The 26,127-nt window shown below is 63.3% G+C and carries 24 protein-coding genes and 1 pseudogene; 10 read left to right on the top strand and 15 right to left on the bottom strand.

What is annotated here, in order from left to right; genetic code table 11:
- Nucleotide 1: 1 nt before the first annotated feature.
- Both JX25_RS10375 and JX25_RS10370 read right to left on the bottom strand, forming a co-directional pair.
- Nucleotides 2–790 carry an exodeoxyribonuclease III gene (locus JX25_RS10375; RefSeq protein ID WP_128254913.1) on the bottom strand — a complete coding sequence of 263 codons (789 nt, stop codon included), beginning with the start codon at nucleotides 788–790 and terminating at the stop codon, nucleotides 2–4.
- A 144-nt stretch (nucleotides 791–934) separates the two neighbouring features.
- Entirely contained in the window at nucleotides 935–1,621 is a 687-nt protein-coding gene (locus tag JX25_RS10370) for a response regulator transcription factor (protein ID WP_128254912.1), read from the bottom strand.
- Between the two features lie 153 nt (nucleotides 1,622–1,774).
- Here JX25_RS10370 and ribA point away from each other — a divergent pair, with 153 nt between their 5' ends.
- Both ribA and JX25_RS10360 read left to right on the top strand, forming a co-directional pair.
- The gene (ribA, locus tag JX25_RS10365; protein WP_241557904.1) at nucleotides 1,775–2,836 is read left to right on the top strand and encodes a GTP cyclohydrolase II; all 1,062 of its coding nucleotides are present in this window, start codon (nucleotides 1,775–1,777) and stop codon (nucleotides 2,834–2,836) included.
- Nucleotides 2,833–3,312: a L,D-transpeptidase family protein gene (locus JX25_RS10360; RefSeq protein ID WP_128254910.1), complete on the top strand. Its 480-nt coding sequence runs from the start codon at nucleotides 2,833–2,835 to the stop codon at nucleotides 3,310–3,312. The genes ribA and JX25_RS10360 overlap by 4 nt, the downstream gene beginning before the upstream one ends.
- Here the strand turns inward: JX25_RS10360 and JX25_RS10355 are convergent.
- Nucleotides 3,306–3,956 carry a YggS family pyridoxal phosphate-dependent enzyme gene (locus tag JX25_RS10355; protein WP_128255251.1) on the bottom strand — a complete coding sequence of 217 codons (651 nt, stop codon included), beginning with the start codon at nucleotides 3,954–3,956 and terminating at the stop codon, nucleotides 3,306–3,308. The genes JX25_RS10360 and JX25_RS10355 overlap by 7 nt on opposite strands.
- Nucleotides 3,957–4,037: 81 nt before the next feature.
- A complete protein-coding gene (locus tag JX25_RS10350; RefSeq protein ID WP_128254909.1) occupies nucleotides 4,038–5,078 on the bottom strand; it encodes a porin in 1,041 nt (346 codons plus the stop codon).
- Nucleotides 5,079–5,302: 224 nt separating this feature from the next.
- Between JX25_RS10350 and JX25_RS10345 the strand changes: the two genes are divergently transcribed.
- Nucleotides 5,303–5,803, top strand: a complete 501-nt coding sequence (locus tag JX25_RS10345; RefSeq protein ID WP_128254908.1) for a DUF3576 domain-containing protein — start codon at nucleotides 5,303–5,305, stop codon at nucleotides 5,801–5,803.
- Here the strand turns inward: JX25_RS10345 and JX25_RS10340 are convergent.
- From JX25_RS10340 to JX25_RS15265, 3 genes are all read right to left on the bottom strand, one after another.
- Nucleotides 5,800–7,038, bottom strand: a complete 1,239-nt coding sequence (locus JX25_RS10340; protein WP_128255250.1) for a bifunctional folylpolyglutamate synthase/dihydrofolate synthase — start codon at nucleotides 7,036–7,038, stop codon at nucleotides 5,800–5,802. The genes JX25_RS10345 and JX25_RS10340 overlap by 4 nt on opposite strands.
- 26 nt (nucleotides 7,039–7,064) lie before the next feature.
- A complete protein-coding gene (gene accD / locus JX25_RS10335; protein ID WP_128254907.1) occupies nucleotides 7,065–7,994 on the bottom strand; it encodes an acetyl-CoA carboxylase, carboxyltransferase subunit beta in 930 nt (309 codons plus the stop codon).
- Nucleotides 7,995–8,064: 70 nt separating this feature from the next.
- Nucleotides 8,065–9,075 carry a calcium-binding protein gene (locus JX25_RS15265; protein ID WP_128254906.1) on the bottom strand — a complete coding sequence of 337 codons (1,011 nt, stop codon included), beginning with the start codon at nucleotides 9,073–9,075 and terminating at the stop codon, nucleotides 8,065–8,067.
- A gap of 253 nt (nucleotides 9,076–9,328) precedes the next feature.
- On the opposite strand from JX25_RS15265, the gene rpsO reads away from it, so the two are divergent.
- The 5 genes from rpsO to JX25_RS10305 all read left to right on the top strand — a co-directional run bounded on the left by rpsO (nucleotide 9,329) and on the right by JX25_RS10305 (nucleotide 14,661).
- On the top strand, nucleotides 9,329–9,598 hold the full coding sequence (rpsO, locus tag JX25_RS10325; protein ID WP_128254905.1) for a 30S ribosomal protein S15: 270 nt from the start codon (nucleotides 9,329–9,331) through the stop codon (nucleotides 9,596–9,598).
- A gap of 150 nt (nucleotides 9,599–9,748) precedes the next feature.
- Nucleotides 9,749–11,887, top strand: coding sequence for a polyribonucleotide nucleotidyltransferase (pnp, locus tag JX25_RS10320; RefSeq protein WP_128254904.1), 2,139 nt, complete (start codon nucleotides 9,749–9,751; stop codon nucleotides 11,885–11,887).
- A 232-nt stretch (nucleotides 11,888–12,119) separates the two neighbouring features.
- Nucleotides 12,120–13,046 carry a glycosyltransferase family 8 protein gene (locus JX25_RS10315; RefSeq protein ID WP_164876110.1) on the top strand — a complete coding sequence of 309 codons (927 nt, stop codon included), beginning with the start codon at nucleotides 12,120–12,122 and terminating at the stop codon, nucleotides 13,044–13,046.
- Between the two features lie 56 nt (nucleotides 13,047–13,102).
- On the top strand, nucleotides 13,103–13,867 hold the full coding sequence (locus tag JX25_RS10310; RefSeq protein WP_128254902.1) for a hypothetical protein: 765 nt from the start codon (nucleotides 13,103–13,105) through the stop codon (nucleotides 13,865–13,867).
- On the top strand, nucleotides 13,864–14,661 hold the full coding sequence (locus JX25_RS10305) for a glycosyltransferase family 2 protein (RefSeq protein ID WP_241557903.1): 798 nt from the start codon (nucleotides 13,864–13,866) through the stop codon (nucleotides 14,659–14,661). The genes JX25_RS10310 and JX25_RS10305 overlap by 4 nt, the downstream gene beginning before the upstream one ends.
- Here the strand turns inward: JX25_RS10305 and JX25_RS10300 are convergent.
- The 4 genes and pseudogenes from JX25_RS10300 to JX25_RS10285 form a co-directional block, all read right to left on the bottom strand.
- On the bottom strand, nucleotides 14,645–15,088 hold the full coding sequence (locus JX25_RS10300; protein ID WP_128254900.1) for a TspO/MBR family protein: 444 nt from the start codon (nucleotides 15,086–15,088) through the stop codon (nucleotides 14,645–14,647). The two genes, JX25_RS10305 and JX25_RS10300, sit on opposite strands and share 17 nt — an antisense overlap.
- A gap of 31 nt (nucleotides 15,089–15,119) precedes the next feature.
- Entirely contained in the window at nucleotides 15,120–15,866 is a 747-nt protein-coding gene (locus JX25_RS10295; protein ID WP_128254899.1) for a metallophosphoesterase, read from the bottom strand.
- 66 nt (nucleotides 15,867–15,932) lie between these two features.
- A complete protein-coding gene (serA, locus tag JX25_RS10290) occupies nucleotides 15,933–17,528 on the bottom strand; it encodes a phosphoglycerate dehydrogenase (RefSeq protein WP_128254898.1) in 1,596 nt (531 codons plus the stop codon).
- A gap of 45 nt (nucleotides 17,529–17,573) precedes the next feature.
- Nucleotides 17,574–18,716, bottom strand: a pseudogene (locus JX25_RS10285) (phosphoserine transaminase).
- A gap of 160 nt (nucleotides 18,717–18,876) precedes the next feature.
- Here JX25_RS10285 and serB point away from each other — a divergent pair.
- Both serB and JX25_RS10275 read left to right on the top strand, forming a co-directional pair.
- Nucleotides 18,877–19,752: a phosphoserine phosphatase SerB gene (serB, locus tag JX25_RS10280; protein ID WP_128254897.1), complete on the top strand. Its 876-nt coding sequence runs from the start codon at nucleotides 18,877–18,879 to the stop codon at nucleotides 19,750–19,752.
- 37 nt (nucleotides 19,753–19,789) lie between these two features.
- Entirely contained in the window at nucleotides 19,790–20,278 is a 489-nt protein-coding gene (locus JX25_RS10275) for an acyl-CoA thioesterase (RefSeq protein WP_128254896.1), read from the top strand.
- Here the strand turns inward: JX25_RS10275 and zapE are convergent.
- The 4 genes from zapE to dnaN all read right to left on the bottom strand — a co-directional run bounded on the left by zapE (nucleotide 20,269) and on the right by dnaN (nucleotide 26,064).
- Nucleotides 20,269–21,348 (bottom strand): cell division protein ZapE, encoded by a 1,080-nt coding sequence (gene zapE / locus JX25_RS10270; RefSeq protein ID WP_128254895.1) that lies wholly within the window; start codon nucleotides 21,346–21,348, stop codon nucleotides 20,269–20,271. The genes JX25_RS10275 and zapE overlap by 10 nt on opposite strands.
- 1 nt (nucleotide 21,349) lies before the next feature.
- On the bottom strand, nucleotides 21,350–23,800 hold the full coding sequence (gyrB, locus tag JX25_RS10265; RefSeq protein ID WP_128254894.1) for a DNA topoisomerase (ATP-hydrolyzing) subunit B: 2,451 nt from the start codon (nucleotides 23,798–23,800) through the stop codon (nucleotides 21,350–21,352).
- Nucleotides 23,801–23,882: 82 nt separating this feature from the next.
- Nucleotides 23,883–24,953 carry a DNA replication/repair protein RecF gene (gene recF / locus JX25_RS10260; RefSeq protein WP_241557902.1) on the bottom strand — a complete coding sequence of 357 codons (1,071 nt, stop codon included), beginning with the start codon at nucleotides 24,951–24,953 and terminating at the stop codon, nucleotides 23,883–23,885.
- The gene (gene dnaN, locus JX25_RS10255) at nucleotides 24,946–26,064 is read right to left on the bottom strand and encodes a DNA polymerase III subunit beta (RefSeq protein ID WP_128254892.1); all 1,119 of its coding nucleotides are present in this window, start codon (nucleotides 26,062–26,064) and stop codon (nucleotides 24,946–24,948) included. Before dnaN ends, recF begins: the two co-directional genes overlap by 8 nt.
- Nucleotides 26,065–26,127: the final 63 nt, after the last annotated feature.

Below are 26,127 nucleotides of genomic sequence, written 5' to 3'. Positions count from 1 at the left end.
ATCATAGATCGAAGCTGGCGAAAACCGGCACATGATCCGAGGGTTGTTCCCATCCGCGCACATCGCGCAGCACGCGGCTGGAGTGACCCGCATTCGCGATATCGGCCGTGGCCCAGATGTGATCCAGCCTGCGGCCCTTGTCGGCGGTGTTCCAGTCGGCGGCACGATAGGACCACCAGCTGTAAAGCCGCCCTTCGGGGATGTCCTGGCGGGTGATGTCCACCCATGCACCGGCATCCTGCGCCATTGCCAGATGCTCCACCTCGATCGGGGTGTGGCTGACGATCTTCAGCAGCTGCTTGTGCGACCAGACGTCATCCTCGCGCGGGGCGATGTTCAGATCCCCCACAAGGATCGATTTCCGTGGCTTTTCCCCATGCGCCCAGTCGCGCATCTCGGTCAGGTAATCCAGCTTCTGGCCGAACTTGATGTTCACCTCGCGGTCGGGAACATCGCCGCCTGCGGGGACATAGCAGTTGTGGATCGTCACGCCGTTTTCCAGCGTGGCGGACACGTGCCGCGCGTGCCCCATCGAAGCGAAATCGCGATCCCCCGCATCCACGATGGGCAGGCGCGACAGGATCGCCACGCCGTTGTATCCCTTCTGCCCCCGGGCCACGATCCAGTTGTAGCCAAGCGCGCGGAACCGATCGAGGGGGATCTTTTCCACCGGGCTCTTGCACTCTTGCAGGCACAGCACGTCGGGCAGTTCCTCGGCCAGCAGGCGGGTCACGAGGCCCTCGCGCAGGCGGACCGAGTTGATGTTCCAGGTGGCAAGGGTGAAGGGCATGGCTCTCTCCGTTCGTCGGGAGGGCTATGGCACAAAAAAAGGCCGGGCACGAGGGCCCGGCCAGTCCAACAGGGAGGTGCCGCATCGGTACCGGTGCGGCAAAGCGGAATTTGCGACTGTTTTTTGTCGTTTCAATGACAGCGATCAGAGAACCAGCCGATATCCGCCGCTTTCCGTAACCAGCAGCCGCGCGTTCGAGGGGTCCGGCTCGATCTTCTGGCGCAGGCGATAGATGTGGGTTTCCAGCGTGTGGGTCGTGACCCCGGCATTGTAGCCCCAAACCTCGTGCAGCAGTACATCGCGCGGAACCACGCCTTGCGTTGCGCGGTACAGGAACTTGAGGATGTTGGTTTCCTTTTCCGTCAGGCGGACCTTGCGGTCATTGTCATCCACCAGAAGCTTCTGCGCGGGGCGGAAGGAATACGGGCCAAGCTGGAACACGGCATCTTCGGATTGTTCATGGGTGCGAAGCTGGGCGCGGATACGGGCCAGAAGCACCGGGAACTTGAAGGGCTTCGTGACGTAATCATTCGCACCCGAATCCAGCCCAAGGATCGTGTCGGCATCAGAGTCATGGCCCGTCAGCATCAGGATCGGGCTTTTGACGCCGGCCTTGCGCATCCGGCGGCACAACTCCCGCCCGTCGGTATCGGGCAGGCCCACGTCAAGGATGACAAGGTCATGATGGCTGGCCTTGGCCTTTTCCATTCCGTCGGCACCGGTGCCGGCTTCGAACACGTCGAAATCCTCGGTCATGACCAGCTGTTCGCTCAGCGCTTCGCGCAGATCGTCATCATCGTCGACAAGCAGGATTTTCTTCAAGGCTGCCATCTGGCCCTCCGGTTGCGGTTTCGCTTCACATGCGGGCGATGCAGGGTGGGGGCAAGAAATGCGACAACCGCTCACGCGGACGTGTGGAATGCGGGACATATGTTTCAAAATCCGGCGCATGGCGTTATCTGGGTCCTGCAAATGGAGACGCCCATGCTGCTGCTGACCATCACCGAACGCCTTGCCCGCGCGCGCAGCGATCTGCGCCTTGGCCTGCCCGTGGCGCTGACCGGCGATGAAACGGCACTGGTTGCGGCGGTGGAGGCGCTGACGCCGGTGCGGCTGGAAGAGCTTCGCGCGCTGGGGCCGCTGGAACTGGCGCTGACCGCGCGCCGCGCCGCAACGCTGAAGGCCCGGCCCTATGACGGTGACATCGCCCGCATCCCGGTGGGCAATGCGCCGCTGTCATGGTTGCGGGCGGCGGCCGATCCGGCGGGGGACATGGCCTTGCCGTTGAAGGGGCCGTTCGAGGCGCTGCGCGGCGGGGATGCCGCGGCCCATCGCGCGGGCGTGGCGCTGGCCAAATCGGCACAGCTTCTGCCGGCGGTGGTTGTGGTGCGGGCTGCCGCGCCCGATCTGCTTACCTCGCTTCCCGCCGTCACCGCGCTGGAAGAGATGGCCCGCGATCATGTGATGTCGCCGGTCGTATCGGCCCGCCTGCCGATGGTGGCATCCGAGGCGGGGCGCGTGCACATCTTCCGGTCCGATGATGACACGGCGGAACATTACGCAATCGAGATCGGCCGCCCGGATCGCGCCAAACCGGTTCTGGCGCGCCTGCACTCGGCCTGTTTCACGGGCGACGTCCTGGGCAGCCTGAAATGCGATTGTGGCCCGCAACTTCGCGCCGCACTGGCCGAGATGGGTGCGCAGGGCGAAGGCGTGCTGCTGTATCTGAACCAGGAAGGGCGGGGGATCGGGCTGGCGAACAAGATGCGCGCCTATGCCCTTCAGGATCAGGGCTTCGATACGGTGGAGGCGAATCATCGCCTCGGCTTCGAGGATGACGAGCGGGATTTCCGGATCGGTGCGGGTATCCTGCGGCAGATGGGATTTCGCGCCGTGAAGCTGCTTACGAACAACCCGGCCAAGATCGACATGATGGAAAGCCACGGTGTGCAGGTGGTGGAGCGTGTTCCCCTGAAGGTCGGGCAGACCGCGCAGAACGCCGCCTATCTGGCGACCAAAGCGGCCAAGTCCGGGCACCTTCTGTGATTCGCGTAACGCCGACAGGCACGCTGTTCCGGGGGCGGCGCTTTGCCTGCACCATCGGGCGCGGCGGCGTGACAGATGCCAAGCGAGAGGGCGACATGGCCAGCCCGCGGGGGGATCATCGGATCGTCGGAATGCTTTATCGCCCCGACCGCCTGACCGGCTTGCCGCGCTGGGCGCAACCTATCGGTCCGCGCGATCTTTGGTCGGACGATCCGCGCGATCCGGCTTATAACCTTCCGGTCCGCGCGCCGCATCCGTTCAGCCACGAGGCGTTGCGCCGGCCTGATCCGCTTTACGACCTGGTGCTGGTGCTGGATTGGAACCTGCCCGCCACGGCTGGCTGCGGATCGGCCATTTTCGTGCATACGTGGCGCCGGCGCGGCTATCCCACGGCGGGATGCGTGGCATTCGCGCAACCGGACCTGCTTTGGATCGCCCGCCGCATCCGGCAGGGCGAGGTGTTGCGAATTCAGTAGCTGCGTGCGCCGAAGATCGCGCTGCCCACGCGCACATGCGTGGCGCCATGCGCGATGGCGGTTTCGAAGTCACCGCTCATCCCCATGGACAGGTTCGGCAATCCGTTGCGTTCCGCAATATGGGCAAGATGCGCAAAATGGGGGCCGGGATTCTCCCCCTCAGGGGGGATGCACATGGCACCAATGATCGGCAGATCCAGCGCGCGTGCCTGCGAGATGAAGCCATCTGCGTCTTGTGGCAGGATGCCGGCCTTCTGCGGCTCCTCCCCCGTGTTGACCTGAACGAAAAGCGCCGGGCAGCGGCCAAGATCCTGGGCCAGCCGCGCCAGCCGTTGGGCCAGCGACGGGCGGTCCAGCGTATGGATCGCGTCGAACAGATCCATCGCGGGTTTGGCCTTGTTGGTCTGTAGGGGGCCGATCAGATGCACATCCACCGCGCCGAAGTTTTCGCGAAAGGCGGGCCACTTGCCCTGTGCTTCCTGCACATAGTTTTCGCCGAACAGGCGATGGCCGGCCTGAAGCACAGCCTCCACCCGCGGATTCGGCTGGACCTTCGAAACGGCAATCAACCGGACAGAACCCTCGGGCCGTCCATGCGTCGCCTCTGCGGCGCGGATGCGCCGGATGATGTCGTCATATCCCATATCAAAGGCGTAGCGGGGCGCGTGGAAAAAGAAAAGAGCAGGCAAATGCCTGCTCTTTCCAAGAACGATGATCCGAGAGGATCAGAAGTTCAGGCGGACGCCGACGTCGGCAACCGTTTGGCCTTTGCCGTTCTCGTCCACGATCAGGTCGGTGTCGACAACACCAGCGCGGAGCGAAGCGCCACCGCCGAGGTCGTAGATGGCACCGATGCCGAACGTGTCGAGCTTGTCATCGCCAAATTCGTTGTTGCTTGCCAGTTCGTCACGACGTGCGAAGCCCGTCCCGGTCGTGGCGCCGAACTGATAGTCAAGGTTCAGGCCATAGGTCTTGTCAGCTTCGACGTCGAAGTTCGAGTCCACCACATCGTCATAGCTGGTGTAGAAAGCTTTTACGCCAAAGCCAGCCACGTCGGTTTCACCCGAGATGATCCACTGGCTGCCGCCGTAGTTGCCCAGACCGTTGTCTTCGTATTCGCCGTTGTCGAGGTAGCCCAGAGCAACTTTGTAGTTATCAGCGGCGTAAGCTACAGCAACCGAGTAGGTCGTGTCACGCTCGGCTTCGCGGGTGATGTCGATCGGGTTGCCCAGATCGTCTTCGCCCGGAACGGTCTCGGTCAGGCCGAACTGACGGCTGCCGTCGGTCATGCCCAGGTGGAATTCGAAGCCAGAGATGGTGTAGCTGTACAGAGCGCCCGGACCCTGGTCCAGCGTGTCAGCGCCGTCACCGCTGATGTAGGGGATGTCGGAAAGGTCGCCGAGGCCCGAGAAACCGACAGGCGACAGGTCGCCGATTGCTTCTTCAGCAGCGGAGTTTACGTCGCCCATCGTCAGCTGGCCGAATGCGCCCGAGATCCAGACCGTGCCACGCTTGCTGTCGGTTGCGCCGAACGAACCGCCACTGGCCGAGCCGGAAGCTTGGTCAGCACGGAACGAAGCGCCGAATTCCAGACCCGTGTCGGTTTGGCCCGACAGGTTGAACTTGACGCGGGCGCGCTCGGAGAACTGCACGTCTTCGCCGTCATACACGACACCCATACGTGCGTCGCCCGTCAGGGAGATTTCTGCGGCTGCGTAGCCAGTGGTTGCGGCGAGGATCGATGTCGCCAGAAGAAGCTTTTTCATTGTTTCCCTCGTTTACCTGTAAAAGGCCCGACCCGACCTTTACGGTGCGGGACTGGCATAATGTTTCCGCTCTCGTTTGTGTGAAATCAATCATAACGGAGATGAGGCGGGGATTGACGATAATAATGATGCAGCGATGCAACACTGCCCCCGGACGGGGAAATTACTTGTTCCACGAGGGTCCCTCGGCTAGGACAGGCGACAAGACGCAGTGTGGGGATCGCATGACCATGAAACGTTTCGCGCGCATGGCCTGCCTCGGCAGCCTTGTCATCCTTCTGGCTTCCTGCGGAAGCCGCGAGGCGGCGGACCGCCAGCGCGAGCAGCTTGCTCAGGCCGAGCCATACCGCAGTGATGTCGTGGGCGGGCAACGTGGTGACGGCAACATCTGGCAACTGTTCCGCAACAGTGCCGATCCCAATACGCGTATCGCCGTCAACCGCTATATCTGGACCGCCGCGCTGGATGTGCTGAGCTTCCTGCCGGTTCAGACGGTCGATCCGTTCTCGGGCGTGTTCACGACCGGTTATGGCACACCGCCCGGCGGCGGGCGCGCCTATCGCGCAACGGTTTATGTGCAGGATGCGGCGCTGGATGCCCGTTCATTGCATGTTTCGCTGCAAACCAGCGGCGGGGCTGCGGTGTCGGCAGACACGACGCGCGTGATCGAGGATGCGATCCTGACCCGCGCGCGCCAGCTGCGCCTTGCCGACGGAAAACGTTAACCGTTTTCGCGCAGGATCGCCCCTGCCAGATAAAGCGAGCCGCAGATCAGCACACGCGCCTGCGGTTCTTTCGCGATGATGGCACCCAACGCCTCGGCCACGCTTTCCGCGATCATGGCCGGGATGCCAACCTGACGTGCCGCATCCTGCGTGGCTTCGGCGGGCAGGGTGTTCGCCTCCCCCGGAATGGCCACTGCCGTCAATGTTTCGGCGATGCCTGCCAGCGGACGCATGTATCCCGTCACGTCCTTCGTGTTCAGCATGCCGCAGATCAGATGGGTGGGTCGTGGCGGAAGGCTGGCCAGCGTGGCTGCGATCGCCTGCCCGCCGGCAGGATTGTGCCCGCCGTCCAGCCACACTTCGGCCTGTGGCGCTTTTTCGATCAGCGGCCCGCGGCGAAGGCGCTGCATCCGGGCAGGCCATTCGGCCTGCGTGACGGCCGCCTCGCAGGCGTGTTCGTCATGGCCCAGATGGCGCAGCGCGGCAATGGCGGCACCGGCGTTCTGGATCTGGTGCGGGCCAGGAAGGCAGGGCAGGGGAAGGTCCAGCAGGCCGGTTTCGTCCTGATAAACCAGCCGCCCGTGTTCCGCCTGAACGTGCCAATGCTGTCCATAGGCCAGAAGCGGCACACCCAGACGGGCGGCGCGAGCCTCGATGACCTCCAGCCCCTCGGGGGCCTGCGGGCCGACCACGCAGGGCACCCCGCGCTTCAGGATGCCGGCTTTTTCGCCTGCGATCTCGGCCAGTGTGTCGCCCAGATATTGCTGATGATCGATCGACACGGGGGTGATCACCGTCAGGCGGGGCGTTTCGATCACGTTGGTCGCGTCCAGTCGGCCGCCCAGCCCCACCTCCAGCAGTGCCGCATCTGCCGGCGTGCGCGCGAAAGCAAGAAGCCCTGCCGCCGTCGTGATCTCGAAGAAGGTGATGGCTTCAGTGCCGTTCGCTGCCGAACATTCGTCCAGCAACGCCGTCAGGTCATCCTCGGAGATCAGTTTGCCGGCGATGCGGATGCGTTCGTGAAACCGCGCCAGATGCGGCGAGGTATAGGCGTGAACGCGCTGGCCCGCCGCTTCCAGCCCCGCGCGGATCATCGCTTGGGTGGAGCCTTTGCCGTTGGTGCCGGCGATGTGGATCACCGGCGGCAGGCGATGCTCGGGGTGACCAAGCGCCGCCAGCAGCCGGTGCATCCGGTCAAGGGTGAGGTCGATCACCTTCGGATGCAGCGACATCATCCGCTGCAGGATGAGGTCGGAGCCGCTCACCCCTCGGTGGCCGGTGCGGGTGTGGCAGAAGCGGGCTCTTCCACGGGCGGGGCAGGCAGATCGCCTTTGACGGCAGGCGGCTGGCGGGTCAGCATCCGCAGGATGGTCACCAGTTCGTCCCGCAGGGCCTTGCGATGCGTCACGCGGTCCAGCATCCCGTGATCCAGCAGGTATTCGGCGCGCTGGAACCCTTCCGGCAGCTTTTCGCGAATCGTTTGTTCGATCACGCGCGGGCCGGCGAAGCAGATCAGCGCGTTCGGTTCCGAGATCTGGACATCGCCCAGCATCGCATAGGAGGCGGTCACGCCGCCCGTGGTCGGGTGCGTCAGCACCACGATATAGGGCAGGCCGGCTTCCTTCAGCATCTGCACGGCCACCGTGGTGCGCGGCATCTGCATCAGCGACAAGATGCCTTCCTGCATGCGCGCGCCGCCAGCGGCCGAAAACAGGATCAGCGGTCGCTTCAGCGCAACCGCACGTTCGGCAGCAGCAACGATGGCGTTGCCCACATACATGCCCATGGAACCCGCCATGAACGAGAAGTCCTGACAGGCGGCGACAACGGGCGTGCGGGCGATCTCACCCTCCACCACAAGCATCGCTTCCTTTTCGCCCGTGCTTTTCTGCGCGGCCTTCAGCCGGTCGGGGTATTTCTTCTGGTCGCGGAAGTGCAGCGGATCGGCCACGGGTTCGGGCACGGCGATTTCGGTGAAGATGCCGCTGTCGAACAGCGCGTTGAAACGTGCGCGCGGGCTGATCGCCATGTGGTGATCGCAATTCGTGCAGACATTCAGGTTGTCGGCCAGTTCCCGGTGGAACAGCATGGTCCCGCATTCGGGGCATTTGGTCCACAGGTTTTCCGGCACCTCCCGGCGCGAGAAGAGCGAGTTGATCTTCGGGCGGACGTAATTCGATATCCAGTTCATGGTGGCCGAGGTGCCTTTTCGGTCGCGTCTGACGAAACCGAGATAGCCTCCGTCCGCGCAAATTGCAATTCTAGCTGTTCGCGGGGACCAGATGGACCGCCGACGCGTCCAGATCCCGCACCCCATGCAAGAGCGCAAGCGGTTCCTTGTTCACAAGGACGCATTGCCCGGCATCCGTTTCCTCCACCTCGATCAGCGGAACGCCGCGGGCGGGGTCGAAGGTCACCTCGATCCGGTCGGTCAGGGGGTCGAAATCAACCAGAATCGCAGGATTGCCTGCCAGTCCTTCGCCCATGACGAAGGTATCGCTGCCGTCGCCGCCCGTGCCGTAATCGTCGCCCGAAAGGAACAGGCGGTCATCGCCCGCGCCACCATTGAGGAAATCGACCTCGTCATCATCGCCGCCGATCAGCCAGTCGTTTCCGTCATCGCCGTCCAGCGTGTCGGCACCGCTGCCGCCGCAAAGCGTGTCATCATCCGCGCCGCCCGCAAGCCAGTCATCGCCATGGCCGCCGTCCAGCAGGTCATCGCCGGTTCCCCCGATCAGCGAATCCGCGCCCGCACCGCCAATCAACGTGTCGTCGCCCCCTTGCCCTGCAAGGCTGTCGGCACCGGTGCCGCCGTCCAGCAGGTCATCGCCGCTGCCGCCGCGCAGCGTGTCATCGCCCTCATGTCCGTGCAGGATGTCGCTGCCATCCTCTCCGCGAAGATCGTCATCGCCTGCGTTGCCGGACAGCAGGTCATCGCCGCCGCCGCCCGTCAGCGCGTCATTCCCGCCGCCGCCGGAAAGGGTGTCCGCCGCGCCGGCGCCGGCAAGCACGTCCCCGCCCTCGCCGCCGGTTTCCGAAACGGGTGCGTCCACCGGGTCGGGAAGATCGTCGGAGCGGGGCATCCCGTCATCCCGGCCCGGCAGCATGTCGAGGAAATCCTCGCGCGGGGCACCTTCCTCCTCCACCTCTTCCTTGTCGGCAGCCTCCTCGGGTTCCTCCTCCTCAATATGTTCGGGGCGAACGCGGGTCATCACCGCATCCGCCGCCGCACCGGCCATCATCACACCAACGATCCCGAGAAGTCCGATCATCACCCAACCCGTTAACCATAAAGCGCCTGCGAGATGCGCCGAACTGCGGTTGTTGTAGGGCCGTACCAGCCGTCTGCGAAGCGTGTTTTCGGAATGTTCTTAGAGGTTGGTTAATGTACCCGCGCCGCAATCAGGCTTTCCCTGCGGGCGATTTTGGCTTATACGCACGTATCCGCACGCATGCCGCGCGGAAGGGCCCTGCTGGACGACATCCTGGCTTGTGCCGTCATCATTCAGAACAAGGAGACATCCGATGTCGATCACCGTCGAGGAAAAGAACCGCCTCATCAAGGAATACGCGACGAAAGAAGGCGACACCGGTTCGCCCGAAGTTCAGGTCGCGATCCTGTCGTCGCGTATCGCCACGCTGACCGAGCACTTCAAGTCGCACAAGAAGGACAACCACTCCCGTCGTGGCCTTCTGATGATGGTGGCACAACGCCGCAAGCTGCTCGATTATCTCAAGGCCAAGGACGAAGGCCGCTACACGTCCCTGATCGGACGCCTGGGCCTGCGCCGCTAAGCTTTCCGACGCGCCCCCTTGCGGGGCGCGTCGCCGTTTTCGCATCGCGCGGCAGGGTCCGGCCGCACGGCAGAACGCATAAGGACCCCGGACGAACGCCGTCCGGACGCCAAGTCGGGGGAGGGACCCCCGGCCAGAACAGGAAAACACATGTTCAACGTTACCAAAAAGTCGATCGAGTGGGGCGGCGAGACGCTGACGCTCGAGACCGGCAAGGTGGCCCGCCAGGCCGACGGCACCGTGATCGCCACTCTGGGCGAAACCTCGGTCATGGCCAACGTGACCTTCGCCAAGGAACAAAAGCCGGGGCAGGATTTCTTCCCGCTGACCGTGCACTACCAGGAAAAATACTATGCCGCCGGCAAGATCCCCGGTGGTTTCTTCAAGCGTGAGGCGCGTCCGTCCGAAAAGGAAACGCTCACCTCGCGCCTGATCGACCGTCCGTGCCGTCCGCTGTTCGTGCCGGGCTTCAAGAACGAAGTCCTCGTCATGTGCACGGTCCTGTCGCATGATCTGGAAAACGAGCCCGACATCGTTGCGATGATCGCAGCTTCGGCTGCGCTGACCCTGTCGGGCGTGCCGTTCATGGGTCCGATCGGCGCCGCCCGCGTCGGTTTCGTTGATGGCGAATACGTGCTGAACCCGTCGGTCGATGACATGCAGAACCTGCGTGGCAACCCCGACCAGCGTCTGGACCTTGTTGTCGCCGGCACCAAGAACGCCGTGATGATGGTGGAATCGGAAGCCTATGAGCTGACCGAGGCCGAGATGCTGGGCGCCGTAAAGTTCGGCCATGACGCCATGCAGCCGGTGATCGACCTGATCATCGATCTGGCCGAAGAAGCCGCGAAAGATCCCTTCGACTTCACGCCCCCCGACTATTCGGCGCTTTACGCGAAGGTGAAGAAGGCCGGTGAGAAGCAGATGCGTGCCGCCTATGCCGTGCGCGACAAGGGCGAGCGTCATGACGCCGTCGAAGCTGCCAAGGCGGCCGTGAAGGCAAGCCTGACCGAGGAAGAGCTTGCCGACGTGAACCTTGGTTCCGCGCTGAAGAAGCTGGAATCGGAAGTCCTGCGTGGCGACATCATCTCGGGCGGTGCCCGGATCGACGGCCGCGACACCAAGACCGTTCGCGCCATCACCTCGGAAACGGGGATTCTGCCGCGCACGCACGGCTCGTCGCTGTTCACCCGCGGAGAAACGCAGGCGCTGGTCGTGACCACGCTGGGCACGGGCGAGGATGAGCAGATCATCGACGCGCTGCACGGCAACTCGCGCTCCAACTTCCTGCTGCACTATAACTTCCCTCCCTATTCGGTGGGTGAAGTCGGCCGCGTGGGCAGCCCCGGTCGCCGCGAAGTCGGCCACGGCAAGCTGGCATGGCGCGCCCTGCAGGCGGTTCTGCCGGCACCGACCGATTTCCCCTACACGATCCGCGTCGTGTCCGAGATCACGGAATCGAACGGCTCCTCCTCCATGGCCTCCGTTTGCGGCGGTTCGCTGTCGATGATGGATGCGGGCGTTCCGCTGAAGGCGCCGGTCGCAGGTGTGGCCATGGGCCTGATCCTTGAAGGCGACAAGTGGGCCGTGCTGACCGACATCCTTGGCGACGAGGATCACCTTGGCGACATGGACTTCAAGGTTGCGGGCACCGAAAACGGCATCACCTCGCTCCAGATGGACATCAAGGTGGCCGGCATCACGCCCGAGATCATGGAGCAGGCACTGGCACAGGCCAAGGACGGCCGGATGCACATCCTGGCCGAAATGGGCAAGGCCCTGACCTCGGCCAACGCATTCTCGGCTTATGCGCCCAAGATCGAAACGCTGAGCATCCCGACCGACAAGATCCGCGAAGTGATCGGTTCGGGCGGCAAGGTCATCCGCGAGATCGTGGAAACCTCGGGTGCGAAGGTCGACATCAACGATGACGGCATGATCAAGATCGCATCCTCGGATGCCGATGCGATCAAGCGCGCCTATGACATGATCTGGTCCATCGTGGCCGAGCCGGAAGAAGGCAAGGTCTATGTCGGCAAGGTTGTGAAGCTGGTCGATTTCGGCGCCTTCGTGAACTTCTTCGGCAAGCGTGACGGTCTGGTTCACGTGTCGCAGATCGCCAACAAGCGCCTGCAGCACCCGAACGAAGTGCTGAAGGAAGGTCAGGAAGTGAAGGTGAAACTCCTTGGCTTCGACGACCGCGGCAAGGTTCGCCTTGGCATGAAAATGGTCGATCAGGAAACGGGCGAGGAAATCGCGCCCGAAAAGAAAGACGACGCAGAAGCCTGAGGCCCTGCACGATGTGTTTTCAGACGGCCCCGCCAAGTGCGGGGCCGTTTGTCTGGGGAGGGATACGTTGAAGAACGCCTTTTACATGGTGGTGGATGAGGGACTGAGCGGCATTGCAGGCGCACATGCCCTGCACCTGGCGCAGATGTGGGACTGCGACGTTCATCTCTTTGTCGAGCGTCGGGCCGATGTAACCATCCGCAAGGTCATCGACCCGCGCATCACGTATCACATGGACCGCCTGATGCCGATGTTGCCAGCGGGCCTTCCGGGTGATGCGAAATGGCCGAACATTGTTTACCTCCGGCTTCTCGCACCGCAGTTTCTGTCGGGCTACACGCGCCTGATTTATCTTGATGCCGACGTCCTGTGCATGAAAGCCGACCCGAAGGTTTGGGGGCTTGCGCTGCCTTCCGGGCTGGCCATGGTGTCGGATTACGCCACGCTTGATCGGGCGCCTCACGATCTCAAGGGCATGCCGCGGCGGGCCTGGCTGGACAGCATCGGGGTCAAATCCGAACGTTACGCCAATTCGGGAATGTTGCTGATCGATCCTGCTGTTTTCGCAGCACACAACTTTGCGCGGCTTCTTCCGGATTACTTCGCCCGCCATCCTGCTGCCGTGCGCTACGATCAGGACTTCCTCAACAGTGTGTTCGACGGAGTGTGGACGGAACTGGGCCCAAGATTCAACTATCAGGCCACCATCCTTGAGGCTGGCTATACCAAGGCGATCGATCCGGTTTTCGTGCATTTCTGCCGGCGCCAGAAACCGTGGTGGGGGCAGGAGGACAACTGGTTCTCGCCTACCGATCCGCTTTACACCGAAGCCTATGACCGGGTGCTTTCGAATGCGGGGTTCGATCCGCAGACCTATCGCCGGCCCAACTACGTGAAGTTCGAGCGGCGGATCAAATACGCGTTCTATCGTTGGCTGGGCACGCGCGGGATCAAGGTTGCCAGAGAGGGTCGGACAATCGCGGACTGGCAGCGCCGCTCCGACTTCCTGTATGAGTTTCTGAATCAAGGGCTGCGCTCGGGCCGGTTTGCGGATGAAAGCAGGACCGCAATCCCGCGCACGGCCGAGACACCGTGGTTTGATGGGCGTTTTGTAAAAACGTGGGGCAATCCCCTGCACAAGGCGTCAAGCGCCGGGTAGGATACAAGCCTGCACCACCCTTCGAAGGCGTGGGTGGGGCAGATGAAAGGGGCGTCATGCTGAACATCCTGTGCATGAAATGGGGCAGCCTTTACGGCCCCGAATACGTGAACAATCTTGCCGCGGGGGTCCGCAGGCATCTGGACCGGCCGCACCGTTTCATCTGCTTCACGGATGACGGGGCAGGGCTGGATGACGGGATAGACGTGCGGCCGATTCCCGAACTCGGGCTGCCTGCCGGTCATAATGATCGCCGCTGGCGCAAGCTGTCGGTATTCCGCCGCGATCTGGGGATCGAGGGGACGGCGCTGTTTCTCGATCTCGATCTGGTGATCGTGGATGATCTGGGGCCGTTTTTCGATCATCCCGGCAGCTTCCTGATCGTTCGTGACGATGACCTGTTCCGCCCCAAGCCGCTGCGCAAGCTGAACCCTGCGCGGGACAGGTTCCTGCACTCGGTTGGCAACAGCTCGGTCTTCCGGTTCGAGATGGGGCAGCACGCCTACATCCTTGATGCTTTTGTGGCCGATCCCGAAGCAGCCACGCGGAGTTTCGAGATCAGCCAGCAGTTCCAGACGGCGCAGCTGGCAAAGCACGGGCATCTGGCATACTGGCCAAAGGGTTGGTGCGTCAGCTTCAAGAACGATTGCGTGCCGCGTGGCCTTGCCAGCTTCTCGCGCGATCCGGCCTGTCCGCCGGGTGCGAAGATCGTGGTCTTTGCCGGCAATCCCAAGATGACCGAGGTTCTGGAGGGGGGCGGAAACAAGTGGTATCGCCGCATTGGCAATGTGGACTGGCTGCGCTGCGCATGGCAGGGATGATCCGCAGGCTGAAGGCCGAGTGGCGTACCCGCCGCGCCGTGGCCGAGATCGAGGCGCGCGACCTTTCCCCCCGCCCGCACGGGCTGGATGTGCCACTGGTGGTATCGCTCACCTCCTATCCCGCGCGGTTCGGAACGCTGGCGCGGACGCTGAAAGGTCTGACGCGGCAGACCGTGAGCGCTGACCGGACGATCCTTTGGCTGGCGCATGGCGATGCTGCATTGCTGCCCGCCGAGGTGCGCGCGCTGGATGTCGAGGTGCGCGAGACGGCAAATTTGCGGTCCTACACGAAGATCATCCCCAGCCTTGCGGCCTTCCCCGAAGCGGCGATCATCACCGTCGATGACGATGTCTATTATCCGGCCGATTGGTTGGAACGGCTTCTGGCCGGTGATGCGCCGGTGCGGGCATTGCGCGCACATCGCGTCGTGCTGAAGGACGGGGTGCCTGCACCCTACGAGGAATGGGAGCGGGGGCTTTCGCGGGCCGACCGCTCGCCGCTGATTTTCCCCACGGGCGTGCTTGGCGTGCTGTACATGCCGGATGTCTTTCATCCCGATGTGCTGCGCGAGGATCTTTTCAGACAGCTTGCGCCAAGTGCGGATGATGTCTGGCTTTATTGGATGCACAGGATGGCGGGGCAGAAGGCGCAGAAGCTGGAGGGCAAGCTGCGCGTTCTGGAATGGCCGGGATCGCAAACCATAAGCCTGCGATCGGCAAACCTCGTCTCGGGCAACGATCAGGCGATTGCCGCCATGGTTGCCCGATATGGCTTTCCTAGTTCAGAAGAATGAGCGAGCCGTTCAGCGCGGCCGCGACCGTCACCCACAGGGCGTAGGGAACGAACAGGATCGAGGAGATCTTGTCGCGTTCCCACGCCTTGATGATGAAGGCAAGAATCGTCAGCCAAAGGGCTGTGATGATGCCGAACCCGGCCAGCATGTTGTGGTTGCCGAAGAAAACCGGCGTCCACGCGAAATTCAGGGCCATTTGAAGCAGCCACAAAAGCCCCGGGCCGCCGCCAAGGAATACGCGGGCACCGACCAGGCCGATGATGGCGTAAAGCGCTGACCAGACGATGGGGAACCATGCATCCGGCGGGGTGAAGAACGGCTTTTGCAGGCCTGCATACCACTCGCCCGGTTGCCAGTGCATGCCGATGAACATGCCGATCGCGACAACGGCTGCGATGAACAGGATATGGATGATAAGGTTCCGCATGGCCGGACACTCGCCCCAGCCGGGGTTCCCGTCAAGTCGTCCCCGGGGCTTCGGCAGGAATTGGCTTGCGGCCTTCGTCTGTCAGAAGGAACACCTCCCGCCCTTCTATCACCACGGCTGACAGGGGGCCGCCATAGGCCGCGCTGCTGTCAAGGTTCACGCGGTTGCCGTAATGGGTGGCATGGTCGATGGCGGTGTGACCGTGAACGATCAGCGGGCCGAAGCTTTCCTTCACGTCAAGAAAGCCCTTACGGATCCAGCACAGGTCCTGTTCGTTCTGCGCGCTCAGCGGGTTCGAAGGGCGAACGCCCGCGTGGCAGAAGAAGCATTGCCCCCGCTGGAAGCTGGCAGGGCGCGAGGCAAGAAAGTCGCGATGCGCCTGCGGAACGGCGGCGACCGCTTCGGCGTGAACGGCGGTGTAGGGCCGGTCGGCAGCATTGGCCACGCCATAGCTGGCCAGCGTCGGCCCACCGCCGATCTTGGGATGCAGATAGCTCAACTCGCCGCGCAGGCCCGGGTCGTGCCACTTCGGATCGTCAAGAAAGCCGCTGAACATCCGGTCGTGATTGCCCTTCAGCACGATCCAGTCCTTGCCGCCGGCAATGCCGCTGCGCAGGTATTCGATCACGCCCGCACTGTCGGGCCCGCGATCCACCAGATCGCCCACATGCACCACTGGCGCGGCCCCGTGTTCCGCCTGGTCGCGGGCGATCCGTTCATGCGCCGCGCGCAAAAGATCAAACTGGCCGTGAATGTCGCCGATGGCATAGGTGTGCATGTCGTCTCCAACGCAAAGGACCGGAGCAAGGCTCCGGTCCCGATAGGAGCGCATGACGCGCGAAGGTCAAGCCACGTCGAAGGCCAGCGGACGGACCTGCTGGAACTTTCCGGTGCCCTTCAGGGCGTCGATCACCTCGGCCTTCAGCGGCTCGTCGACATAGATGATGGCGATGGCCTGCCCGCCCGCATCTGCACGGCCCAGCGTGAAGTTGGCGATGTTCACGCCATGCTGGCCCAGCGTGCCACCCAGAACACCGATGATGCCGGGCACATCCTCGTTCGTGGTGTAAAGCATGTTGGCGCCGATTTCGGCATCGACGTTGATGCCCTTGATCTGGATGAAGCGCGGTTTGCCATCCGAGAAGACGGTGCCGGCGATCGACCGTTCACGATCCTCGGTCACCACCGTCACCTTGATATAACCGTCGAAGGTGCCCGACTTTTCCTGACGGGTGGTGGAAATCTGGATGCCGCGTTCCTTTGCGACCACCGGGGCCGAGACCATGTTGGCGTCGGGATTGGCGACCTTCATGATGCCCGCAATGGCAGCGGCGTTCAGCGCAGCAAGGTTCATCTGCGAGACAGAGCCGTCGTACAGCACGTTGATCGCCTTGATCGGCTGGTCCGTCATCTGGCCGATGAAAGTGCCGATATGACCGGCCAGCTTCACCCACGGGCCCATGACGGCGGCTTCCTCGGCGGTGACCGACGGCATGTTCAGCGCATTCTGCACCGCGCCTGTCAGCAGGTAGTCCGACATCTGTTCGGCCACTTGCAGGGCCACGTTTTCCTGCGCCTCGGTGGTGGAGGCGCCAAGGTGCGGCGTGACGACCACATTGGGCAGGTTGAACAGCGGGCTGTCGGTCGCGGGCTCCACCTCGAACACGTCGAAGGCGGCACCGGCCACATGGCCGGATTTCAGCGCCTCGGCCAGCGCCGCCTCGTCCACCAGGCCGCCGCGGGCGCAGTTGATGATGCGCACGCCGGGCTTTGCCTTGGCCAGCGTTTCGGCGTTCAGGATGCCCTTAGTCTTGTCGGTCAGCGGCACGTGCAGGGTGATGAAATCGGCGCGGGCCAGCAGCTCGTCCAGTTCAACCTTCTGCACGCCCATCTGGGTCGCGCGGTCCTCGGACAGGAAGGGGTCATAGGCCACGACCTTCATGTGCAGTCCAAGCGCACGGTCGCAGACGATGCCGCCGATGTTGCCGGCACCGATCACGCCCAGCGTCTTGTTGAACAGCTCCACCCCCATGAAGCGGGATTTTTCCCACTTGCCGGCATGGGTGGAGGCCGACGCCTCGGGCAGTTGGCGCGCAACCGCGAACATCATCGCGATGGCATGTTCGGCCGTGGTGATGGAGTTGCCGAACGGCGTGTTCATCACGATCACGCCCTTCTTGGACGCGGCAGGAATGTCCACGTTGTCGACGCCGATACCGGCGCGGCCCACGACCTTCAGGTTCGTGGCCGATTGCAGCAGCTTCTCCGTGACCTTGGTGGCCGAACGGATGGCAAGGCCGTCATACTGGCCGATGATGCGGGCCAGCTCTTCCTTGTCCTTGCCAAGCTTCGGCATGTAATCGACGTCGATGCCACGATCGCGGAAGATCTGGACGGCGGTTTCCGAAAGGGCATCGGACACGAGAACGCGGGGGGCCATGGCAGGCTCCTTATGTAAGATACAGGGGGGAGAAAAGAGAGGCGCTTACTGCGCCTCGATCTCTGCGTTGAAGGCGTATTCGATCCACGGCATCAGCGCCTCGACGTCCGAGGTTTCGATCGTGGCGCCGCACCAGATGCGCAGGCCGGCAGGGGCATCGCGATAAGCACCCACGTCAAGCGCCACGCCTTCCTTTTCCAGCCGCTTGGCAACGGCCTTGGCGAAGGCGGCGGCATCCGCGATCCGGTCATCCGTGAACTTCAGACAGACCGAGGTGCAGGACGCGGTTGCCGGATCGACCGCAAGGTTTTCGATCCACGGCTTGTCGGCGATGAAATCCGCCACGGCCTTTGCATTCGCTTCCGACCGCGCGATCAGCGCCGGCAGGCCGCCAAGGGCCTGTGCTCATTTCAGCGAAACAAGGTAATCCTCGACGCAGAGCATCGACGGCGTGTTGATCGTTTCACCCTTGAAGATGCCTTCGATCAGCTTGCCGCCCTTGGTCATGCGGAAGATTTTCGGCAGCGGCCATGCGGGAGTGTAATGCTCCAGCCGCTCCACCGCGCGGGGGGAGAGGATCAGGACGCCGTGCCCGCCTTCGCCGCCCAGAACCTTCTGCCAAGAGAAGGTGACGACATCCAGCTTGTCCCACGGAAGATCCATCGCGAAGGCGGCCGAGGTCGCATCGCAGATCGTCAGGCCTTGGCGGTTCGCGGGAATCGCATCGCCATGGGGAACGCGCACGCCCGAAGTGGTGCCGTTCCATGTGAAAACAACGTCATTGTCGAAGTTGACCGTGCGCAGATCCACAATCTGGCCGTAGGGGGCCTTCTTCACCTCGGCATGGATCTTCAGCTGCTTGACGACATCCGTCACCCAGCCTTCGCCAAAGGATTCCCAAGCCAACATTTCCACGGGACGCTGGCCCAGCAGCGACCAGAGAGCCATTTCCACGGCGCCGGTGTCGGATGCAGGAACGATGCCGATGCGGTAACCTGCCGGGACGCCCAGAACCTCACGCGTTAGGTCGATCGCCTCGGCCAGTTTGGCCTTGCCGACAGCAGCGCGGTGCGAACGGCCCAAGGGCGCGTCGGACAGCATATCAAGGGTGAAACCGGGGATCTTGGCGCAGGGGCCAGAAGAAAAGCGCGGATTGGCCGGACGCGTGGCCGGAGCTTCGAAAGCCATTGATGTTATCCTTACAGATATACGCCCTTCGTTGGGGAAGGGTGTCCCGCCGCGAATACTATGGGGCGCCCGGGTTCGAAGCAAGAAGAATCGCAAGGGCTGGCAGGAAAGCCGGCTTTCGCCTAAGCCTTTGCACGTCACGCCCATGCAAGGACCCGTCATGCAGATCGTCTCGCTTCTGACCAACCCGCAAACCCCGGTTCTGGAGGAGGCGACTGCGGAAGCACTGCGCGGGGCGTGGAATGGCGGAGCGATCCGCTGGCTTGATCGCGGCATCGCGGCAGAGTTCGAGCTGGCGAAGGTTCCGGACGATCTTTGGCATGTTTGGGAAAAGATGCAGGCGCTGGGGATCGATCTGGCGGTGACGCCGGCAGAAAACCGGCGCAAGCGCCTGCTGCTGGCCGATATGGATTCAACCATGATCCAGCAGGAATGCATTGACGAGCTGGCCGCCGAGGCAGGGGTGGGCCCGCATGTCGCGGCCATCACCGCCCGCGCCATGAACGGCGAACTGGATTTCGAAGCCGCGCTGCGCGAACGGGTGGGGCTGCTGAAGGATCTGCCCGCCTCCATCATCGACAAGGTCGTGGCGGAACGGATCACCTTCATGCCCGGCGGCACGACCCTTATCGCCACGATGAAGGCGCAGGGTGCGCGGGCGGTTCTGGTGTCAGGCGGCTTCACAGACTTCACGCAGCGGGTGGCCGCTTCGCTTGGTTTTGACGAAAACCGCGCCAACACGCTGCTGGCCGAAGATGGAAAGCTGACGGGGCAGGTGGCCGAACCCATTCTGGGGCGGGCGGCGAAGATCACCGCGTTGGAGGAGGTGACGGCGCAGATGGGCATCGGCGAGGCGGACGCCATCGCCGTGGGCGACGGGGCAAACGATCTGGGGATGCTTGGCCGTGCGGGCATGGGCGTGGCCCTGCATGCCAAGCCCGCCGTTGCCGCCCAATGCAGCCTGCGCGTGAACCACGGCGATCTGACGGCACTGCTGTATCTTCAGGGGTATGCCCGTGACGAGTTCGCAGCCTGATCCCCATCCTTACCAAGCACGTCGAAGCGGAACCATCATGCCAGCCACGCCCACCAACCATCTTCACATGACCGAGTTGATGACGCCCGACATGGCGAATTTCAGCGGCAAGGTGCATGGGGGCGAGCTGCTGAAGCTGCTCGACCGTGTCGCCTTCTCGCTGGCATCGCGGTATTCCAAGCATTACGCGGTCACGCTGTCGGTCGATCAGGTGGTGTTCAAGCAACCCATCAACGTGGGCGAACTTGTGACCTTCCTGTCCGCCGTCAATTATACCGGCCGCACCTCGATGGAGATCGGGATCAGGGTGGAGGCCGAGAACATCCGCACCGGAGAGCGGCGCCACACCAATTCATGCTATTTCACGATGGTTGCGGTGGATGATGACGGGCGCCCCGTGTCGGTTCCCGAACTGGTGCCGACCAATGATGTGGAGCGCCAGCGCCACCGCGCGGCAGACCTGCGCCGCAGCCTGCGCCGCGAACATGCCGAACGCATGCGCGCGGCGGCAAAGGATCAGGACTGACCCCAGCTTGCATCCTGCATCTCGCGCAGGCGGGATGCGGTTCGTTCGAATTCGAAGGCACCTTCGCCTTCTTCGTAAAGCTTTTCCGGCTCCTCGGCGGCGCTGGTAATCAGGCGTACTTTTGCTTCGTAAAGGGCATCAATCAGCGTCACCAGCCGCTTTGCCTCGTTGTTGCGGGCACGCGACAGACGGGGGATATCCTCAAGGATCAGAACCCGCACCGCATCGGCCAGGGCCAGAAAGTCCGCAGGCCCCAGCGGCTTGGTGCACAAGTCGGCAAAGCTGGCACGCCCCACGCCATTGGCGAAACGCGGCACCGTCACTTCGCGCGTGTTGACGTTCAGAACCAGCGGCTCCCCAGCGGCATCGCCGGTAAGGTCGTTCCAGATCTCGTCGATCTGGGTGGTGGCCGGACCGGTGAAGTAAACCTGCTGCCCCGTCAGCCGGTGCTGGCGGTAATCATTGTCGCTTTCAAGGCTCTTGACCACCAATCGCTGCTTCAACAGGCCGATGAAGGGTAGGAACAGCTGCCGGTTCAGCCCGTTCTTGTAAAGATCGTCCGGCACACGGTTGGAGGTGGTGACGATCGTCACGCCGCCTTCGAACAGCTTCTGGAACAGGCGCCCCACGATCATCGCATCGGTGATGTCGGTGATCTGCATCTCGTCGAAGGCCAGAAGGCGCAGCTTTCCGGCAATGTCATCGGCCACGGGCGCGATGGCGTCATCCACCCCGCGCTTGCGGGCCTGATGCATGGCGTGATGCACCTCCTGCATGAAGGCGTGGAAGTGGACACGCCGTTTTTCGGGAATGTCCACCGCATCGGTGAACAGGTCCATCAGCATGGACTTTCCGCGCCCGACGCCGCCCCAAAGATACAGCCCGCGGATATGCGGCGTTTCTTGCCGGGAAAACCGCGCGAAGAAGCCGCGCTTGGCGGGGGGCGGGGGGGCAGCCTCAAGCGCCTGCCGGATCCGTTCCAGTTCCGGCAGGACAGCGCGTTGGGCCGCGTCGGGTTTCAGCGACCCGGCGGCCACCCGCTGGTCGTAAATCTCAGCGAGTGTCGGCACGTCAGATGTCCAGGTTTTCCACGTTCAGGGCGTTCTGCTGGATGAACTCGCGCCGCGGTTCGACCACGTCACCCATCAGCTTGGTGAAGATGTCATCGGCTTCGGCCATGTCATCGACCTTCACCTGCAGCAGGGTCCGCGCATCCGGATCCAGCGTGGTTTCCCAAAGCTGGTCGGGGTTCATTTCGCCCAGGCCCTTGTAGCGTTGCAGGCTGAGACCTTTTTCGCCTTCGGTCAGAATGGCCTTCAACAGGTCCATCGGGCCGTGGATCAGCTGTTCGCGGTCCTTCCGGATCAGGCGCGACGTGCCTTCATAAACGTTCCGCGTGGGCTGCGACACCGAGGAGATCCGCCGCGCTTCGCCCGAGCGGAGGACGGCGCCGTCCAGCGTCCGCAGCTCTTCCACGCCGCGCAGGATGCGCGACAGGCGGATGCCGTGATCCTGCGTGATCCGGCCCGTCCAGCCGCGTTCGTATTCGCGCGCAACCTCGTCCAGCCGCTTTGCAACGATATCGGCCACGGCCTGCAGATCACCCTGCGCCGCACCCGGATCAAACGCCCCGGCCAGTGCCGCCTGTTCGACGATATGGCGCGGGTAATGGGTCGGAAACGCTTCCAGCACACGGCGGAACTGGCGCGCACCTTCGATCACGCGGTCCAGATCGCGGCCGGCCAGTGTTTCACCATTGGCAAGCCGCAGGGTCGCACCCTCGGTGCCCTGCTGGATCAGGTAATTATCCAGCGCGGCCTGATCCTTCAGGTAAACCTCGGACTTGCCGCGCGCCACTTTGTAAAGGGGCGGCTGCGCGATATAGAGGTATCCGCCCTCGATGATCTCGGGCATCTGGCGGAAGAAGAACGTCAGCAGCAGGGTGCGGATATGCGCACCGTCCACGTCGGCATCCGTCATGATGACGATCTTGTGGTAGCGCAGCTTCGCGATGTTGAACTCGTCGCGGCCGATACCGGTGCCAAGCGCCGTCACCAGCGTGCCGATCTCGGCCGAGCCAAGCATCCGGTCGAAACGGGCCCGTTCAACGTTCAGGATCTTTCCGCGCAAGGGCAGAACGGCCTGGTTGGAACGGCTGCGGCCCTGCTTGGCCGATCCGCCGGCAGAGTCGCCCTCCACCAGGAACAGTTCGGACTTCGACGGATCGCGTTCCTGGCAATCGGCCAGCTTGCCGGGCAGCGAGGCAACATCAAGCGCTGTCTTGCGCCGCGTCAGCTCGCGCGCCTTGCGCGCAGCCTCCCGCGCCAGCGCGGCTTCGATGATCTTGCCGACGATAGTCTTGGCCTGAGCGGGGTTTTCCTCGAACCACTCGGCCAGCTTTTCGTTCACGAGATTTTCGACCGCGGGCCGAACCTCGGAGCTGACAAGCTTGTCCTTCGTCTGGCTGGAAAATTTCGGGTCTGGCACCTTCACCGAAAGCACGCAGGTCAGCCCCTCGCGTGCATCGTCACCGGTGAAGTCCACCTTCTCGCGCTTGGCGATGCCGCTGTCCTGCGCGTACTTGGAGATGGTCCGCGTCAGTGCGCCGCGGAAGCCGGCCATATGCGTGCCGCCATCGCGCTGCGGGATGTTGTTGGTAAAGGGCAGGACGGTTTCGTGATAGGTGTCGTTCCACCACATCGCGACCTCGATCCCGATGCCGTTCTTTTCGCCCGTCATGAAGATCGGTTCCGCCATGACCGATGTCTTGGACCGGTCCAGATAGCGGACGAATTCCTTCACGCCGCCTTCATAGAACAGCTCCGACCGCAGCGGTTCCGCCGGGCGTTCATCCTCGATGATGATCCGCACGCCCGAATTCAGGAAGGCCAGTTCCCGCAGGCGGGTTTCAAGCGTCTTGAAGCTGAATTCAAGGTTGGAGAACGTCCCTTCCGGGTCGTTTTCCTTCGAGGAGGCAAAGAACCGCACCTCGGTTCCGCGTTCGCCCGGCGCATCGGCCACGACGCGAACATGCTCCACGCATTCGCCCTTTTCGAAGCGGGCGTAATACTCCTTGTCATCGCGCCAGACGCGAAGCTCCAGCCATTCCGACAGCGCGTTCACAACCGAAACGCCCACGCCGTGCAGACCGCCCGACACCTTGTAGGCGTTGCCGTTGTCATCGGTATTGTTGAATTTGCCGCCGGCATGAAGCTGGGTCATGATGACTTCGGCCGCCGAAACGCCTTCTTCCTCGTGCATGTCGACGGGGATGCCGCGACCGTTGTCGCGCACGGACACGCTGCTGTCGGCGTGGATCTTCACCGTCACCGCCGTCGCATGGCCTGCCAGCGCTTCGTCGATGCCGTTATCCACCACCTCGTAAACCATGTGGTGCAGGCCCGATCCGTCATCGGTATCGCCGATATACATGCCGGGGCGTTTGCGCACCGCTTCCAAGCCCCTGAGAACCTTGATGGAACTGGCACCGTAGTCATTCGGCTGCCGTGCTGCTTCGGCCATGCGCATCTACCTTTTCTTTTGTCTCCGATCTATACATCCCGCAGGCGGCAATGTCACGCGAAGGGGCGGTTTTTTCGCGGGTTCAGCGGGGAAACACGGCAGATTCGCCGCCTGTTTCGCGCACTTCCAGCATCTGCGCACGCGGGCCGAGACTGTCAAACAGCTCTGCCCCCGTGCCCGTCATCAAGGTCTGCACATCCAGCGCAAGAAGCGCTTCGTAAAGCGCAGCGCGGCGATCTGCATCGAGATGGGCGGCAACCTCGTCCAGCAGCACGACAACGGGTGCGTGGCCCGAAAGCGCGCGGGCATTGGCAAGGATCAGGCTGATCAGCAAGGCCTTCTGTTCACCCGTCGAACATTGCGCCGCGGGCATGGCCTTGGCCGCATAGGTGGCCAGCAGATCGGCGCGGTGCGGCCCTGCAAGCGTGCGCCCCGCCGCCATGTCACGGCGCCGGTCGGCCCATGCTTCGGGCCAGATGCCTTCATCCGAAATCTCAAGATCGGCGCGCGGAAAGGACAGATCCGATTGTGCGCTGCCGATCTGCGCGCGGGCTGCCGCGCGATTGGCGGCAACGGTTTGCCCGGCCTCGGTCATCTGCGCCTCCAGCGCGTGATACCATGCAGGGTCCGTCACCTCGTCGCGCAGCAGGCGGTTGCGTTCGCGCATGGCCTTTTCATAGGTCAGCACCGCCTCGGCGTGATCGGGAAGGATGCTCATCGTCATGCGATCCAGAAAGCGCCTGCGCCCTTCGGCCGCTTCGATCCACAGCCGGTCCATCGACGGAACAAGCCAGACCTGCCGCAGCACACGGCTTAGCGCGATTTGCGGGGCGGCCTTGCCGTCGATGCGCACCTGCCGCGTCTCGCCCGCTTCGGCCCAGGTCTCGATCTCGTGGCCGGCGCTTTCGGCCACGACCTTCCAGCCCAGCATCTCGGGGCGGCGGGACAGATCGTCCATCCCCGCCCGCCGCAACCCGCGGCCCGGGGAAAGAAGCGAGACCGCCTCCAGCACATTGGTCTTGCCCGCGCCGTTCGGGCCATAAAATGCAACAGGCCGCCCGTCGAAGGACAGGCGGGCGCTGCGATGGCTGCGGAAATGCGACAGCCTCAGCGACGTGATCGCAGGGCTGCTGGTGCCGGCAGTGTCAGACACGCATCGGCATGACGACATAAACGGCCGAAGCGTCGTTGCCTTCGCGCATCAGCGTCGGATCGCCCGAGGAGTTGAACAGGAATACCGCGTTTTCGCGGTCCACCTGGCTGGCGATTTCCAGCAGGTACTTGGCGTTGAAGCCGATCTCCAGCTTCTCGTCGCTATAGGCCACGGCCAGTTCTTCCTCGGCGGCACCGCTGTCGGGCGCGTTCACCGACAGGACAAGCCGGTCGTCATCCATGCTCAGCTTCACGGCGCGGGAACGTTCGGAGGATACGGTCGCCACGCGGTCCACGGCCTTGGCGAATTCGGCCGCGTCCACTTCCAGCCGGCGCGTGTTGGCCTGCGGAATCACGCGGGTATAGTCGGGGAAGGTGCCGTCGATCACCTTGGAGGTCATGGTGATGTTCGGCGTGGCGAAGCGCACCTTGGTTTCGGAAACCGAAACCTCGATATCGGCATCGTCATCATCCAGCAGCTTGCGAAGTTCCCCAACCGTCTTGCGGGGCACGATGATGCCGGCCATGCCCTGCGCACCATCGGGCAGGGGGGCGTCGATGCGGGCCAGGCGGTGGCCATCGGTTGCCACGCAGCGCAGGGCCGGGCCATCCTCGCCCGTGGCGATGTGCATGTAAACGCCGTTCAGGTAATAGCGCGTTTCCTCGGTCGAGATGGCGAATTTCGCCTTGTCGAACAGGCGGCGCAGAACCTGCGCCTTTGCCGTGAAGCTCGTCGCATATTCGGACGAGGCCATCACGGGAAAATCCTCTTTCGGAAGCGTGGCGAGGCTGAAGTTCGATCGGCCCGCCGTCACGACCAGCCGGCCGGACGCCGCATCCTCGGACAGGCTGACAAGCGCGCCATCGGGCAGCTTGCGCACGATCTCGTGCAGCATGGTGGCCGAAACCGTGGTGGCCCCCGCACGATCGACCTGCGCCGCCGCGCGATCGATCACCTCGATATCAAGATCGGTGGCGCGGAAGGACACGGCCGCGCCTTCCGCCTCGATCAGGACGTTGGCGAGGATCGGGATCGTGTTGCGGCGTTCCACAACCGACTGGGCCTGCGAGACCGCTTTCAGGAGTGTGCCACGTTCGATGCTGATCTTCATTGCCGTCTTTCCCGTTTGCCGGCCCGCGCCGGCGTGTCCGCTTGGACTTTCCGATTATCTCGG

The organism is Falsirhodobacter deserti (assembly GCF_004015795.1).
Lineage (GTDB): Bacteria > Pseudomonadota > Alphaproteobacteria > Rhodobacterales > Rhodobacteraceae > Falsirhodobacter > Falsirhodobacter deserti.
This window is presented reverse-complemented; position numbering and strand designations above follow the sequence as displayed.